Annotated in this window: 11 protein-coding genes and 2 pseudogenes; 8 read left to right on the top strand and 5 right to left on the bottom strand. The window is 46.9% G+C overall.

The window, feature by feature from the left end; all coding sequences use genetic code 11:
* Nucleotides 1-224 precede the first annotated feature (224 nt).
* The gene (locus QUB63_RS25245) at nt 225-734 is read right to left on the bottom strand and encodes a TIGR02652 family protein (protein ID WP_332948085.1); all 510 of its coding nucleotides are present in this window, start codon (nt 732-734) and stop codon (nt 225-227) included.
* 105 nt (nt 735-839) lie between these two features.
* On the opposite strand from QUB63_RS25245, the gene QUB63_RS25250 reads away from it, so the two are divergent.
* Complete coding sequence (locus tag QUB63_RS25250) at nt 840-1,385, top strand: gamma carbonic anhydrase family protein (protein ID WP_332948087.1); 546 nt, start codon at nt 840-842, stop codon at nt 1,383-1,385.
* Nucleotides 1,386-1,426: 41 nt separating this feature from the next.
* Nucleotides 1,427-2,032 (top strand): annotated as a pseudogene (locus tag QUB63_RS25255) (Uma2 family endonuclease).
* A gap of 357 nt (nt 2,033-2,389) precedes the next feature.
* Here the strand turns inward: QUB63_RS25255 and QUB63_RS25260 are convergent.
* Entirely contained in the window at nt 2,390-3,250 is an 861-nt protein-coding gene (locus QUB63_RS25260) for a hypothetical protein (protein WP_332948088.1), read from the bottom strand.
* Nucleotides 3,251-3,370: 120 nt separating this feature from the next.
* Here QUB63_RS25260 and QUB63_RS25265 point away from each other — a divergent pair, with 120 nt between their 5' ends.
* The 6 genes from QUB63_RS25265 (at nt 3,371) to QUB63_RS25290 (ending at nt 11,567) form a co-directional block, all read left to right on the top strand.
* Complete coding sequence (locus tag QUB63_RS25265) at nt 3,371-3,943, top strand: hypothetical protein (RefSeq protein ID WP_332948089.1); 573 nt, start codon at nt 3,371-3,373, stop codon at nt 3,941-3,943.
* 114 nt (nt 3,944-4,057) lie between these two features.
* Nucleotides 4,058-7,276, top strand: coding sequence for a CHAT domain-containing protein (locus tag QUB63_RS25270; RefSeq protein WP_332948090.1), 3,219 nt, complete (start codon nt 4,058-4,060; stop codon nt 7,274-7,276).
* 323 nt (nt 7,277-7,599) lie between these two features.
* Nucleotides 7,600-8,175, top strand: coding sequence for a Uma2 family endonuclease (locus tag QUB63_RS25275; protein WP_332948091.1), 576 nt, complete (start codon nt 7,600-7,602; stop codon nt 8,173-8,175).
* A gap of 98 nt (nt 8,176-8,273) precedes the next feature.
* Nucleotides 8,274-10,793 (top strand): GH116 family glycosyl hydrolase, encoded by a 2,520-nt coding sequence (locus QUB63_RS25280; protein ID WP_332948092.1) that lies wholly within the window; start codon nt 8,274-8,276, stop codon nt 10,791-10,793.
* A gap of 224 nt (nt 10,794-11,017) precedes the next feature.
* Entirely contained in the window at nt 11,018-11,356 is a 339-nt protein-coding gene (locus QUB63_RS25285) for a hypothetical protein (RefSeq protein ID WP_332948093.1), read from the top strand.
* 31 nt (nt 11,357-11,387) lie between these two features.
* Complete coding sequence (locus QUB63_RS25290) at nt 11,388-11,567, top strand: hypothetical protein (RefSeq protein ID WP_332948094.1); 180 nt, start codon at nt 11,388-11,390, stop codon at nt 11,565-11,567.
* A 34-nt stretch (nt 11,568-11,601) separates the two neighbouring features.
* Here the strand turns inward: QUB63_RS25290 and QUB63_RS25295 are convergent, their stop codons facing one another.
* From QUB63_RS25295 to QUB63_RS25305, 3 genes and pseudogenes are all read right to left on the bottom strand, one after another.
* The gene (locus QUB63_RS25295) at nt 11,602-12,048 is read right to left on the bottom strand and encodes a hypothetical protein (protein WP_332948095.1); all 447 of its coding nucleotides are present in this window, start codon (nt 12,046-12,048) and stop codon (nt 11,602-11,604) included.
* Nucleotides 12,049-13,152, bottom strand: coding sequence for an AAA-like domain-containing protein (locus QUB63_RS25300; RefSeq protein ID WP_332948096.1), 1,104 nt, complete (start codon nt 13,150-13,152; stop codon nt 12,049-12,051).
* 126 nt (nt 13,153-13,278) lie between these two features.
* Nucleotides 13,279-14,861, bottom strand: a pseudogene (locus tag QUB63_RS25305) (Calx-beta domain-containing protein); the annotation flags it as partial.

The raw sequence follows: 14,861 nt of genomic DNA on the forward strand, positions 1-14,861 counted from the left end.
AGTTGACAGTTCGCAGTTGGCAGTTGACAGTTGACAGTTGACAGTTGACAGTTGGGAGTTGGCAGTTACTACTAATAAATAATTACTAATCACTAATAAATAATTAATCACTAATCACTAATAATTACTACTGACTACTGACTACTGACTGCTGACTACTGACTACTGACTACTGCCAACTGCCACTGTCAACTGTCAACTGTCAACTGTCAACTGATTACTGACTATTCAAACAACCGAAAATAGGGATATCTAATCGGAACTCCCGGCTCTTTTTCCAAATCAAAATTAATCACTTCCCAACAAGGCTCCTCTTGAGGATCGGGGCTAAAATCAACAGGTAAACCGTACAGCCTGGGGCGGGGCGAGTCCGGCTGACCCCGCCAAGGCGTGCTGCGTTCCAAATAAGCGCTGATTAAGTCCCGATAGCGTTGGGCAACGATCACGCGAGTTGCTCGGTAGCCTTGAGTATAGAGTCGATCGAGCGCTTCGTGAATTTCAAACCGAATCCCGTCCGGGTGCGTGTGCTGGCGATACCATTCACTCTCCCAGCGGCGCCAGTGCCGCCCAGACTGAAGGTGAACCAGTTCGCCCGTTTTTGGATCTGCCTCAAATGCCCCGTGACGCGGACACAAATAGGTATCCGTGAGTGTTAAAGCCGGAATTGTTTGGCGACAGTGGGGACACTGAATTTCCGGGCCAAACATCGGGTATTGCAAGGCAACTTCAATCATTTATTGCGTCCCAGCATATTTATCTGCAAAAGTGGCAAATAGTCTTATTATATCCCGTATCAAGAACCAGCTAATCTGCTAGAAGTATCACGATCGACCAAAAAGATGAGCAATCTCAACAAACCTCTGCCTGAACTTCCTGCCTATTGGCCCGCGCCGGATCTCTCCCAAGCGGCTTTTGTCGCTCAAGGCGCTGTTGTCATCGGCAGGGTAGAGGTAGCAGCGGGCGCTAGTATCTGGTACGGGGCGGTGCTGCGGGGGGATGTAGAGCGAATTGCGATCGGCAAAAGTACCAATATCCAAGATGGAGCAATTCTGCACGGCGATCCGGGGAAACCGACTGTTTTAGAAGATTTCGTGACAGTCGGACACCGAGCCGTGATTCATTCAGCTCACATTGAACGGGGCTGCCTGATCGGGATTGGGGCGATCGTCCTGGACGGAGTGAGGGTGGGAACAGGCTCGATCGTCGGTGCAGGGGCGGTTGTCACCAAGGACGTTCCCCCTCATACGCTAGTCGCGGGAGTGCCTGCCAAGCGAATGCGGGAGGTCTCTGAGGAAGAAGCAGCGGAGTTGGTGGAACACGCTAAGCGTTACGAAAAGTTGGCTTTGGTACACGCGGGGAAAGGTTCTGATTTGGGATTTGGTTAGTTGATAGAATAAGATTTTAAGCAAAAAACTATTAGTTTCCAATGGCTTACACCGCGCCAAAAATCTTAACTTTTGAAACATTCCTCGATCGATATTGTGACAACTTCCGCTACGAACTCGCTGACGGAGAATTAGTTGACAGGTAACCCACAGGCCCTCACGAAACCGTCAGCGGTAAACTAGCAACTCAAATCGGCATCGCCATCGCAGCAGAAAAACTACCTTGGTTCATTCCCCGCACTTGTTTGATCCGTCCATTTTCAGATGCAGCTACTGCCCGCCGTCCTGATATTGTCGTATTAGATGAAACCGCTATTGTCAGCGAGCCCCTTTGGGAAAGAGAACCTGTAATTGCGCTGGGGCGAACGATTAAATTAGTTGTAGAAGTAGTCAGCACTAACTGGGAAACAGATTATGCTCGAAAAGTGGAAGAATATGCTCTTTTAGGAATTCCCGAATATTGGATCGTGGACGATCGCGGATTGGGGGGCGTGGCTTTTATCGGCAAACCGAAACAACCTACTATCACCGTTTGCCAACTGATTGACCAAGATTACACCCAGCAACAATTTCGCCTCGGCGATCGGATTATTTCTCCTTTGTTAACCAGCTTGCAACTTCGGTTAGATGATGTTCTACCGCGATAAAGTGGCGTGTCAAACTACATATAGAAATTAGAGATAGGAGTCCAGAAACCGATTTTTTTTGAGAAAACTCGATCGCAGCGCAGAAACATATAAAACCCCGGTTTTTGCGATCGGAGTGGGTAATTTCTGAGAATGACTATCTCTTTGGGAATACGATCAACTTGAAAATATCCGGCTGAAGCTGCCGGATAATTAAACCTGAAAAGCATCGATCGCCAAATCTCCCCAAAGCCAGTTAACTAATTTAGAGAAAACTGTAATGAATCCAGATGTATTTTTGGAACAGAAAAATTTCTGCCTTCGCTCAAAGCATTGACTGGCTTTACCGCAGCCCTGGGGGCTAGGGGGGAGCGCTACTTACGGCTTTTTAGTTGCTTCTGGACTCAGAATCAACAACTGTTTTTCGCTAATTGATAAAACCAGAGGACGTTCTTTAGCAGATGCACTTTTATGTAAAGCTTTAAACACATACAATTGACCACCGCGATTGATTAATAACCGCCACACTCTGGGATTTTGCGGATCGCTTGTATCGTTTGTTTCCCGTCCCCGCAGTTGATCGAATAAAGCTTTATCTCCAATAATTCGGATATCTTTTAATGGGGGATCTGTTGATAAGTCTGCCAGTTGCCGTCCTAATGCTATATTCTTTTCCGCTGTAAACAATACAGTCACAACAGGCAAATTAGAAGTATTGTCGATCGCATCCAGTCTTGCGTCTGCAATGCCTTGCCACCGGGCAAACCAAAACAAAGCAACCAAAATCCAGATTACTATTATTGTTTCATTGAGGAGCGATCGCTGGTGTTTGGCGGTGAGGAATAACAGGAGCGATCGCGCAATTCTACCAACTCTTCGCCTATTTCGTTGTTGACCGGGTGGCTGGGTCGATGTTACCGACTGATTTGGGTTTTGAGCTAGCTTAGTGCTGAGCCATTTAATCCCACGTAAGGTTAATTGAATCACCAATGCTGTCAGGATAACGGCAAACACCGTGCGGCAGAATGCCGAGAAACTCCCCAGAAATACCTGGATGGGAACGAACAAAAATGACTCAAAGGGTAAGTCCAGGGTAGTGACTTCTAGCTGAAAAAAGCCAAAATAAGCCCAGCGGTAAATCCAGCCTGTGAAAAACAGTGCCGCACTGAGTAAGCCAAGGATACTGGCAAAGGTTCCTAAAATGCTAGGTTCTGGGTTAGATGGGGAATTTTGGGACACGGAGGATTACCGAAATAGGGTTCTGTGACTAAAAATTCGTTTCTGAACAGTAAATTTCCGGAATGGAGATTCTATTTAGGTTATAGGAAGTATAGGTCTATACAGAGCACTGTTAAAAGTATGAACGGATTATTGAAGATATTAGGCGTATTAGCACTCTTGACGGCAATGACTGGTTTAGCTGGGTGTGGCAGCCAAACGCAAACAACTTCAAACAATCCATCCAGTCCTGGGGTTCTGAAAGTTCAGCAAACCATTGAAGTCCTGTTGCCAGATAAAGCAGAAGTGACATTGAAGGATGGTAAGTCTAAGTCGGGTAGGTTGACGGCATTAAGTCAGAAACAAATACAAATTACTCCCGGTGGCGGTTCTGCCGTATCGATACCCATCGACAAAATTAAGGATAAGAAAGTGACGTTTAAGGGCCAAGTTAAGTTTGTCAGCAATGGAGTGCTAAAAATCCGGGGGGAGGATAAGACAAAACCAGTGCTAGACAATTGGGAACGAATTCCGCTGAGCGATTTTAAACTGCAAAATCCAGATATGGCGGAAGTAAAGATAACGTCCTTGGATAAGACAAAGCAGAAAGGTATCCAGCAAGTAGCGGCGAACAGTGGCTTTAGGTTGGAGCAAATGCAGTTGGATTCTGCTGCGGGAAAGATGACGCTCAAGGTAACAGCGTTTGATAAGTAAAAGTTGCCGGGTTTCTAACCCGGTTTTTTTGTCGTTTTCGGTTGGATAAAGTCACGATTTTCTGTATAAACCGGGTTTATTTGCGTCAGTTTTGCAATTAAAGTGAAAGAGTTTATGAAACGCATTTTAGGCAGTATTTTAGCGCTAGGGATTGGCTTGTCTCCGCTGACGGTTCCATTGATGGTTGAACCTAGTTGGGGGCAAACTCAAAATTCCCAGCGTCAACAAGTAGAGCAACTTCAAAAGCAAGCGGTGCAACAGACGCAGCAAGGACAACATCAACAAGCGATAGATACCTTGCAGAAAGCTGTAGCTATTTCCCGACAACTCAAAGATAAAAAATCTGAAGCGCTCGCACTGCTTGGGCTTGGTTTTAACTACGATAACATCGGGCAACCGCAGAAAGCCTTGGATTACTTCAACCAAGCATTACCAATTTTTAAAGCCGTGGGCGATCGCAAAGAAGAAGCTATGACGCTGGATAATATCGGTCTGAGCTACAATAACATCGGGCAACTACAGAAAGCCTTGGAATACTACAACCAAGCTTTGCCCATTCGGAGGAAAGTGGGTGATCGCGCCGGAGTTGCCACCACGCTGAATCATATCGGTGGAGTCTACCGTAGCATCGGGCAACCGCAGAAAGCTTTGGAATACTATAACCAAGCTTTGCCCATTAGCAGACAAGTGGGCGGCTCAGTGGAAGCTACTACGCTGCATAATATCGGTCTGAGCTACGATAACATCGGGCAACCGCAGAAAGCCTTGGAATACTACAACCAAGCTTTGCCGATTCTCAAAGCAGTGAGAGATCGCACAGGGGAAGCCAGGACACTGAATAATATCGGTAGAGTCTACCGTAGCATAGGGCAACCGCAGAAAGCCTTAGAATACTACAACCCAGCATTGCCCATTATCAAAGCAATGGGGTATCGCCCAGGCGTTGCTATCATGCTGAGTAATATCGGTGCGGTCTACTTTAGTATCGGGCAACCGCAGAAAGCTTTGGAATACTACAACCAAGCTTTGCCCATTAGCAGGGAAGTGGAAGATCGCGCAGTGGAAGCCAGCACGCTGAATAATATCGGTTTGGTCTACCATAATATCGGGCAACCGCAGAAAGCCTTAGAATACTACAACCAAGCATTGCCGATTCTCAAAGCAGTAGGCTATCGGGCAGAAGTTGCCAGGGTGCTGAATAATATCGGTAGGGTCTACGATAGCATCGGGCAATGGCAGAAAGCGTTGGATTACTTCAACCAAGCTTTGCCCATTAGCAAAGCAGTGGGCGATCGCGCACACGAAGCTACTATGCTGAATAATATCGGTGCTGTCTACCTTAGCATCGGGCAACCGCAGAAAGCTTTGGAATACTACAACCAAGCTTTGCCCATTAGCAGGGAAGTGGAAGATCGCACACTGGAAGCCACCACGCTGAATAATATCGGTTTGGTCTACCATAATATCGGGCAACCGCAGAAAGCCTTAGAATACTATAACCAAGCTTTGCCAATTAGTAAGGAAGCCAACGATCGCGCTGGTGTTGCTACGACGCTGAATAATATCGGTGCGGTCTACTTTAGCATCGAGCAACCGCAGAAAGCCTTGGAATACCCCAACCAAGCTTTGCCGATTTTCAAAGCAGTGGGCGATCGCGCCCGGGAAGCTACCACGCTGAGTAATATCGGTTTTGTCTACCGAAATACCAAACGACCTACTGAAGCTATCAAACTTTTCGAGGAAGCAGTCAAAATCACCTTAGAAATGCGGGGTGGTTTACAGCGAGAAAATCGACAAGAGTTTTTGGAGACTCAAACAACAACAGCGGTTGCCCTTGTCGATCTCCTCATCAAGCAAAACCAACCCGATCGAGCCTACGAATGGATTAACCGTGTCACTAATGCCGAACTCGCTGACTATACTCGCCTGATTGACGCCAAAGTTGCCAATCCCCAAGCCCAAAAAGCAATTGACGACTGGAATCAAAAGCATCAGCAACTTCAATCCCTACGGCAGCAATTACAACAGAATTTTTCACAAGATCGTTCCCGACAAATGCGGGACTTAGAAGCCAAAGTCAACAAACAAGCCGAAGACATCTCCCGCAGCTTTCCCGAAGTTGCCGAACTCTTTGAAACCAAACTGGCGGATATTGACCAACTGAGAAAAAATATCCCGTCAGGAACCGTGATTATTCACCCCGTCTTGCTGACAGAATTCAATAAAATTGCCATCTTTGTCATCACCAAAGATAAATTGACCGTCACTCAAAAAACCATTAATCCCAAAGAATTCAATCAACTACTCACCCAATACAGCAAACAATTAGAAAACCGCAAAGATACCAGCGACTACAACGCCAATAGCGAAAAGCTGTACAATATCCTCATTCGTCCAGTTGCATACAAAATTCCGACGGCATCCAACACTCAGGTGAGTATCATTGCCCCCAGGCAACTGCGATATCTCCCCTTTGAGACTCTCTACGACAGCAAAACTGACAAGTACCTAATTCAAAAATATCCCATCAACTATCTCACCTTCATTTCTCCTCGTTCCTGGCAAAATCGCCAACAGATGGAATTAGTTACACCGCTAAAAAACATCCCATCGATTCAAGGCATTGCATTCATTGCCATCATTGGCGGACTCGGTTTCTTAGTATTTCGCAAATTCGGGATTGTAGCAGCCGGTATTCTAGTTGTAGTTTCAGGTGGAGTCGCCTTCTGGTTGGCATCTGGTAGCACGACTCCCATTTTAGCGCTAGGCAATCCTAAACCTATTGAACCATATATTCTAAAGGAAGCCGAAGCGGAAGTTAAAGCGATCGAAAAAATTATCCCAAGCAGTAAATCCTATATTCACCAAGATGCTACCCTCGACAGATTCAAAACCGAAGCACCTCGCTTTCCCTTCTTGCACCTAGCAACTCACGGTTGTTTCCAGCTCGAAGGCTGTAAAAACTTAAACATGAAAGCCAATACTATCCTGTTTGCTGATAAAGAATACGATATTGCCGATGCAGCTTTACTAGGATTGCAAAACACCGAATTACTAGCTCTGAGTGCCTGTCAAACTGCCAAAGAAACCGATGTAAACGGCGAACAAATCTCTGGTGTTGCCTACGTGTTTGAACGCGCTGGTGCCAAAGCTGTCATCGCCAGCCTTTGGACTGCGCCAGACACAAAGACTAAAGATATCGCAATTCAGTTCTATCAAAACATCAAAAAAGGCATGAGCAAAAGCGAAGCACTGAGGCAAGCGAAACTCAGTCAGATTAATAGTCATCCCTTTTTCTGGTCGCCTTTAATTTTAATTGGCGATGGGCAGTAGTTACAGAAACCGGGTTTCTTGAAGAAACCCGGTTTCTCAAGCTGTTGACTGGGTATATTGCACTTGTAGGGTGAGAGTTCAATCGATCTATAAGCTCGATATATTCAATTTCAGGACTTAGTATGGGGCCCAGAAACCGGGTTTTTCCCAAATCCTCGTCACAACCCGAAGACTCGGTAAAAAACCCGGTTTCTTCGATCGAAGCGCGTCCATGACTGACAATGCAGCCAAAAACGATATGACTTGATATTTATGATTCATATAGTAAAGAAAAGACTGTGACACAATAGAATAGGTAATAGCCGATCGCGAGGCCGCACAGTATGCTCAACAACACCATTACCATTCCCCAAACCTTCAAAGTAACTCACGAACAGTTCCAGCAAATTGCTGCCGTCAACCGTGACTTAAGGCTAGAGAGAACTGCTACAGGAGAATTAATTGTTATGCCCCCGACTGGAAGCGATACAGGTAAGCGCAATCTAGATATAGAAGGACAAGTCTGGTTGTGGAACCGCCAAACCAAGCTGGGAGTAGCATTTAACTCTTCTACTGGTTTTCAACTGCCCAATGGGGCCGATCGCTCCCCTGATGCTTCCTGGGTTAAATTAGAACGGTGGCAAACTCTCACAGCCAAAGAACAAGAAGGTTTCGCTCCCATTTGTCCGGATTTTGTTGTAGAATTGCGCTCTAAATCTGACAACATGGAACCATTGCGAGAAAAAATGCGAGAATACATCGCCAATGGAGCGCGTTTGGGATGGTTAATCGATCGCAAAAACAAGAAAGTTGAGATATACAGACACGATCGAGATGTGGAAATATTAGACAATCCCAGCACTTTGTCTGGGGAAGATGTGTTGCCGGGATTTATTTTAGATTTAACTGATGTTTGGTAACGCGAGGCAAGACGCCCCAAATTGAGATGTCAAATGGGATCTATACTATTAAAGCTCTAGCGGAATTTGACCGATCGCCCTTGCTGATAAAATAAATTATGAACGATCGCACATCTACTCCAAACATCCCCCCGTACACCTGGAAACGTCCCATCGGCCTCGGTTGGGAGAATCCCTATACAGTCCGCTACGCAAGCAATCTCGACGACGGGCCCTGGCACGGAATGCCTCTGGGCGGGTTCGGTGCCGGCTGCATCGGGCGATCGCCCCGCGGCGACTTCAACCTCTGGCACATTGACGGCGGGGAGCACATTTTTCGCAGTTTGCCCGCTTGTCAGTTCAGCGTTTTTGAAGAAACTCAAGGCAAGAAACAAGCTTTTGCACTGTCCACTGAACCGCCAACCGATGGCAGTTTATCGAGTTGGAAATGGTATCCTTGCGAAGGAAGAAGGAAGAAGGAAGAAGGAAGTTCGGCAGCGGATTTTGTAACGGATGTAACGGATAGAATACAGCAGGATGAAGGGAGACGGGTAAAGTCTAATTCTGGCACTTATCATGCTTTGTATCCGCGCAGTTGGTTTGTTTATGAGAATGTATTTGAGGCTCAATTAAGCTGCGAGCAATTTTCGCCAATTTTGCCGAACAATTATCAGGAAAGCAGTTATCCAGTTGCCATGTTTGAATGGGTGGCGCACAATCCTACAGATGCGCCGATTACTCTCAGCATCATGCTGACTTGGGAGAATATTGTCGGTTGGTTTACTAATGCTGTACCCCCCCAGCCCCCCCTTACTGAGGGGGGGTACGGGGGGGTTCCCGTGAAGGTGCGAGATGATGGTAGTCCATTTTATGACTATCAACCCAGGTGGGGAGAAAGTGCCGGAAATTTGAATTTGTTGGTGGAAGATTTTCACCGGATCGGTTGCGTGATGACGCGGTTGACTGCTGAGGACGAACCGCAAGAGGGGGAGGGACAATGGGCGATTGCAACTATTACCAATCCGGCGGTAGAAGTATTCTATCAAACTCGCTGGAACCCGGCGGGGAATGGCGACGATATTTGGCGCAACTTTTCTGCGGAAGGTTTCTTGTTGGATGACAAAGACGAGACAGCAGCAGCCGCAGGAGAACAGTTGGCTTGTGCGATCGCAGTTCGCTTTACTATTCGACCCGGAAAAACTCGCAAAATCCCCTTTATCATAGCTTGGGATTTGCCCGTTACTGAATTTGCATCGGGAGTTTGGTACTACCGCCGCTATACGGATTTCTTCGGGCGCAACGGCAAAAATGCTTGGCCGATTATTCGCACGGCGATGAAGCATTCGGATACTTGGCGCGAAAATATTGAAGCTTGGCAAAAACCGATTTTAGAACGGACTGATTTGTCAGACAGTTTTAAAATGGCGCTGTTTAATGAGTTGTACGTTTTGACTGACGGCGGTACTCTTTGGAGTGCGGCGGACGAACGCGATCCGAAAGGTCAATTTGGAGTTTTGGAATGTATTGATTACCGCTGGTACGAAAGTTTGGACGTGCGGCTTTACGGTTCTTTTGCTTTGTTGATGCTGTGGCCTGACTTAGAAAAGTCGGTCATGATCGCGTTTGCTAGGGCAATTTCTGCGGGAGATAATACGCCGCGAGTTATTGGCTGGAATCAAGCTGCGGCTATTAGAAAAGCTGTCGGTGCGACGCCGCACGATTTGGGTGCTCCCAACGAACATCCTTGGGAGAAAACGAATTATACTAGCTATCAAGATTGCAATTTGTGGAAGGATTTACCGTGCGATTTTGTGTTGCAGGTTTATCGGGATTTCCTGTTTACTGGTGCCACAGATTGTGAGTTTTTGCAAGAGTGTTGGCCGGCAATTGTTGAGGCTTTGGCTTATCTGAAAACTTTTGATGAGGATGGGGACGGTATTCCTGAGAATTCGGGTGCGCCGGATCAGACGTTTGATGATTGGCAAATGCGGGGAATTAGTGCGTATTGCGGCGGTTTGTGGTTGGCGGCGCTGGAGAGTGCGATCGCGATCGGCGAAATATTAGAAGATGCAACACCGCAGATCGTGCCTAACCCGCAAGAGAAGATTGCATTATATCACAGTTGGCTGCTACAAGCAAGACCCAGCTATCAAGAAAAACTGTGGAACGGTCAATATTACCGTTTGGACAGCGAGAGTAATTCCGAAGTGGTGATGGCCGACCAATTGTGCGGTCAATTTTACGCAAAACTGTTGGGATTGCCGGATATTGTGCCGCCTGAATGTGCCGTCAGCGCTTTAGAAACTGTGTATGAATCTTGTTTTTTGAAGTTTAATGATGGCGAGTTCGGCGCTGCGAATGGGGTGATGCTGAACGGTTCGCCGGAAAATCCGAATGCGACTCATCCTTTGGAAGTTTGGACGGGGATTAATTTTGGGTTGGCGGCTTTTTTGGTACAGATGGGAATGGAGGAGAAAGCGTTTAAGTTGACGGATGCGGTGGTGAAGCAGATTTATGAGAATGGGTTGCAGTTTCGCACGCCGGAAGCGATTACGGCGGGGGGGACTTTTCGGGCGAGTCACTATTTGCGGGCGATGGCGATTTGGGCGATTTATGGGGTGTTGACTGGTTTTAAATAGGGCATTGGTTGGTAGTCAGGACTTCAGTCCGTTCTTGAGTTAAGAAGGACTTGCATTCCGCACGATCGAACCTGTTCTTGAGTTAAGAAGGACTTGCATTCCGCACGATCGAACCTGTTAGTTGGTTTGATCGTTCGGACTTCAGTCCGTTCTTGAGTTAAGCTAAGAAGGACTAAAGTCCTCACTACGAACCTTTTGGATAAATCTGTTTGGATATCAATTTTTTGTTAAAAAAGTATGGCCTTAGTGTTGAGTTTCCTGATGTCAGCGGTGCGGAACACTGGGAAATGCTGCAAATTCGCGATCGCCTCGCAGAAATCGAGTCTGACTTGAGTGAAGCCGAAAAGACATTGCTCATCAAGGGCGATCGCCAATTAATTGAAAAGGTAAACGATTTTTACCATGAGTTGTCGCGCTTTGTCAATTTAGCTGAAATTAGAAAAGCTGAAGCTATTCCTCCTCAGCGCTGGTGGTGGTATTTGGATGTATTAGTGTTTTTGCCAATTTCGTTAAAACCCGAGTTGACGAGTCACAGCGAATCGCTGTCAAGACGGTATTTTTAGGGATTGGTTGTGTGTAAGTGCGATCGCACAATTGAAAATTCCCTGGCGCACTCTTTCCCAGCCGTTAAAACACACAGATAGACTCTGGTTTGAGGGGACAGGTTTTATTGGCAATTTCGAGAATGTATTAGCTTTGTCGCCGCAAGTACCGGATAACCCTCTGCACGAAGAATGTTTTCTTACCTCTTCCTACCGCGAGTTGCTGCAATAATGCTGTCGAGATATGCACCTTGCATAAAGAATCCTCACGCACGAATGACTGTAATTTCTAGCCCCAATGGACTAGCATGAATTTCAGTTTTCAGCCGTTCTTCTAATTCTAGTGCATTATCTCTTTTATCAAAAATTACCAACCAACCCGAATCTTGTCCCAATCTCGCTAAATATCCATCCAACTGTTCCAATCCTTTAGTCAAAGGATCGACTTTCCGATTGCGCCACACCTTCAGTTCAATTCCCAGTGTCACCTCACCGTAACGCAAACACAGATCCATGCGATCGCGCCCAATGGCATATTCTCTCTCCAACGTTCCCCCACCATTAATCACCCGATGGAGAAACGCCATCAGCACCAAATGCGGCGCAATTTCTGGATAAGATGCACTTTTTAGCAACGGTTCGCCATGTTGCAGCCAAAAGGCGAGAAAGGCATCGAGAAGAGCATCTGTGTTTAATTCTCCGCGATCGCCCAACTAACTGGGACTGATAATCGGTAAACTATCTTGGGGGCCTTGGGCTAAAACTCGCGGCAGAACTTCTCGATAAATCGGATTGGCGATGACTAGCCCCCCAGCCGGAGATCGTTTGAGTAAGCCCAAGTCTACCAAATATTGGCGATCGTCATTGGAAGACTCTGGCAATTCTCGTCCGGCTAAAATCGGTTCGATAATGGCTTTGACTCGGTTTTCTCTGAGTCGTTCGGCTAGACTATCTAAATGGGTATCTTGTCGTTTAATCAGAATCTCTTTAGCGGTTAAAATATGCTCTGCTGTAATTTCTATTGATTCATCAGTGACTAACTCTTCTACGATTTCTTTAGCTAGCGCATTCACTAACCAAGGTTGTCCCTGAGTCAATTCAAAAGCTAAAGCTGAGGCTTCTGGAGTAAAAACTTGTCCGGTATCTTCAGTATGTTGGTTGTAGAGTTCGACCACTTCAGCAGCGTTAAAATTCCGCATAGTGAGGGAACGAACTTTAATATTAAATGGACTGGACGTATTGAGCCTGTCACTGCCACCCGCCGCCACTTTATAATCGCGGACATCTCGCAAACCGATTAAACCAACTGATTGAGGAAAAGCGTTTGGACGATTGGGATAACCGTCGCGTAATTGACGTAGAATTGAAATTAAAGCAAGGTCTTGTAAGGCATCAATTTCATCGCTCAAAATAACTAAAGGACGAGTTGAAGACTGTGCCCAAAGTTGTAAAGCGGCCCTAATTTTTTGTCCTGACTCGATGCCTGTCCAATCTGGAGGTTGAAGTTCACTCGGAAGGCGGAAAGCAATATTATCTCGCCAAGCACCGAGAATGGCATCTTCAGCACCAGCAATGTCTTGACTGAAAGGTGCGCCCACTTCAACTGACAGCATGACGGCGGTGTATTGTCCGCTTTCGGTGAGTTGTTTGGCTAAAGACAACATGGCAGTGGTTTTGCCGATTTGTCGCGGTGCGTGGATGACGAAATAGTTTTCCTGGGCAATCAGTCTTTCTAGGTTGGGGAGGCGACTGGTTGCAGGCAGCATATAGTGGATGTCAGCGCGGCAGGGGCCAGCGGTATTGAACCAGCGAGGCATAGGTAAATTGGGGTGAAGAAGGGGTTGCTTTTAGTTTACCTTGCGGTTGTCAGAAGGGCGATCGCACCCAAGCGTCAGCAGATCCGATTTTGCACCCTCGCAGCGGTTTCAACCGCTATCTTAAAACTACAAACCAAACTCAATTACGATAAAATCCTGTTGGGTGATGAGATTAGCTGGTAAGCCGTTGAGGGTAGCTAAGATTCGATCGCTGTTGGCAATTTTGATTAAAGTTGCACCGCCATCTTGAACTATGCTGAGCCGATCGACCTTTAACCCTTCCGTCAAAACTAATAAATCCTCACCTTGCCTAAAATCAGCAATTACATTGCCACCTTCCCCCGCCCTCAAGCAAAAGTAATCGCGCCCGCTTCCCCCTTGCAGCGTATCGTTTCCTAAATCTCCAATCAACCAATCGCCACCAATTCCACCAATCAAAATATCGTCACCCTTGCCGCCGTACAGAGTATCGTCACCCTCACCGCCGCACAATTTATCCGCATCTTCATTGCCAAAAATTAGATCGTTGCCGCTACCGCCGCACAAATAATCTTTTTGACTGCTAGCATCCGTCGCGATATTGTCAATATCTCCGAAAATCGTATCCTCGCCGTCGCCGCCGCAGATGGTTTCACTTCCCAAATCTCCAAACAGCAGATCGTTGCCTGATTCGGCGCAAATTAGATCGTTATCTTTGCCGCCGTGTAAGGTATCGTTGCCCTCGCCGCCAACAAGAGTATCTTCGCTTTCTTGCCCGTGCAAGACATCATTGCCGTTATCCCCAAAAAGTAAATCTTTTCCTGTAAAATCGCCGTCAGAGGAGTCAGAAGTGCCGCCAAATAAACGATCGCCACCTTCATCCCCAAGCAACGTATCGCTGCCTTTGTCGCCCCAAACTACGTCATCATCTTTGCCGGCGATCGCCCGATCGTCATTTTTACCCGCATAAATAACATCATTCCCAGCGTGCCCAACGATGTAGTCGTTATCTTCGTTGCCAAAAATCGTGTCGCTGTCTGCATCCGCGCCCACAGCAACCGGGCTAGCAAAGCCGCCGTAAATATTGTCGCTGCCCAATAAGCCAATTAGCAAGTCGCTGCCGTTAAAACCGTTGATGCTGTCATTAATATCGCTGCCGGTGAGAGTATCTTTACCGTTTGTATCGGTGAGGGTGTTTGCAGCGATGTTGGGGCCGGGAATCGAAGTGCGATCGGGTAAATTGATGCGATCGCACATACAGTCTTCCGCAACAGCAGAAATTACCGCAGGTTTGGGGGTTTCGCGTGGTGGGGGTGCGGTTGGGGCGATCGCATAATTCGGATTTGCGATCGGCATGGACGCAGGTTTAGCCGTCGGAATTGGAATTTCCGCTTGTTGCGCAATTGCCGTCGGTGTGATAATTGGAGTTTCCGCAGGTTCGACAATTGAAGTTTCCGCTTGTTGCGCAATTGCCGTCGGAATTGGAGTTTCCGCAGGTTCGACAATTGAAGTTTCCGCTTGTTTCAGAATTGGAATTGGCGTCGGAGTTAGAGTTTCCGCAGGTTCCACGATTGGAATTTCCGCAGATTTCAGAATTGGAATTGGCGTCGGAATTGGCGTCGGCGTCGGAATTAGAGTTTCCGCAGGTTTCACAATTGGAATTGGCGTCGGAATTGGCGTCGGCGTCGGAATTAGAGTTTCCGCAGGTTTCACAATTGGAATTGGCGTCG

Origin of the sequence: Microcoleus sp. ARI1-B5 (assembly GCF_036705795.1) — a bacterium.
Lineage (GTDB): Bacteria > Cyanobacteriota > Cyanobacteriia > Cyanobacteriales > Microcoleaceae > Microcoleus.

What these genes read in the sequence shown, in the direction of transcription:
- QUB63_RS25270 (WP_332948090.1), top strand. Translation starts at nt 4,058, where the DNA reads ATGAAACGCATTTTAGGCAGTATTTTAGCGCTAGGGATTGGCTTGTCT.
- QUB63_RS25300 (WP_332948096.1), bottom strand. Translation starts at nt 13,152, where the DNA reads ATGCCTCGCTGGTTCAATACCGCTGGCCCCTGCCGCGCTGACATCCAC.
- QUB63_RS25250 (WP_332948087.1), top strand. Translation starts at nt 840, where the DNA reads ATGAGCAATCTCAACAAACCTCTGCCTGAACTTCCTGCCTATTGGCCC.
- QUB63_RS25280 (WP_332948092.1), top strand. Translation starts at nt 8,274, where the DNA reads ATGAACGATCGCACATCTACTCCAAACATCCCCCCGTACACCTGGAAA.
- QUB63_RS25265 (WP_332948089.1), top strand. Translation starts at nt 3,371, where the DNA reads ATGAACGGATTATTGAAGATATTAGGCGTATTAGCACTCTTGACGGCA.
- QUB63_RS25275 (WP_332948091.1), top strand. Translation starts at nt 7,600, where the DNA reads ATGCTCAACAACACCATTACCATTCCCCAAACCTTCAAAGTAACTCAC.
- QUB63_RS25245 (WP_332948085.1), bottom strand. Translation starts at nt 734, where the DNA reads ATGATTGAAGTTGCCTTGCAATACCCGATGTTTGGCCCGGAAATTCAG.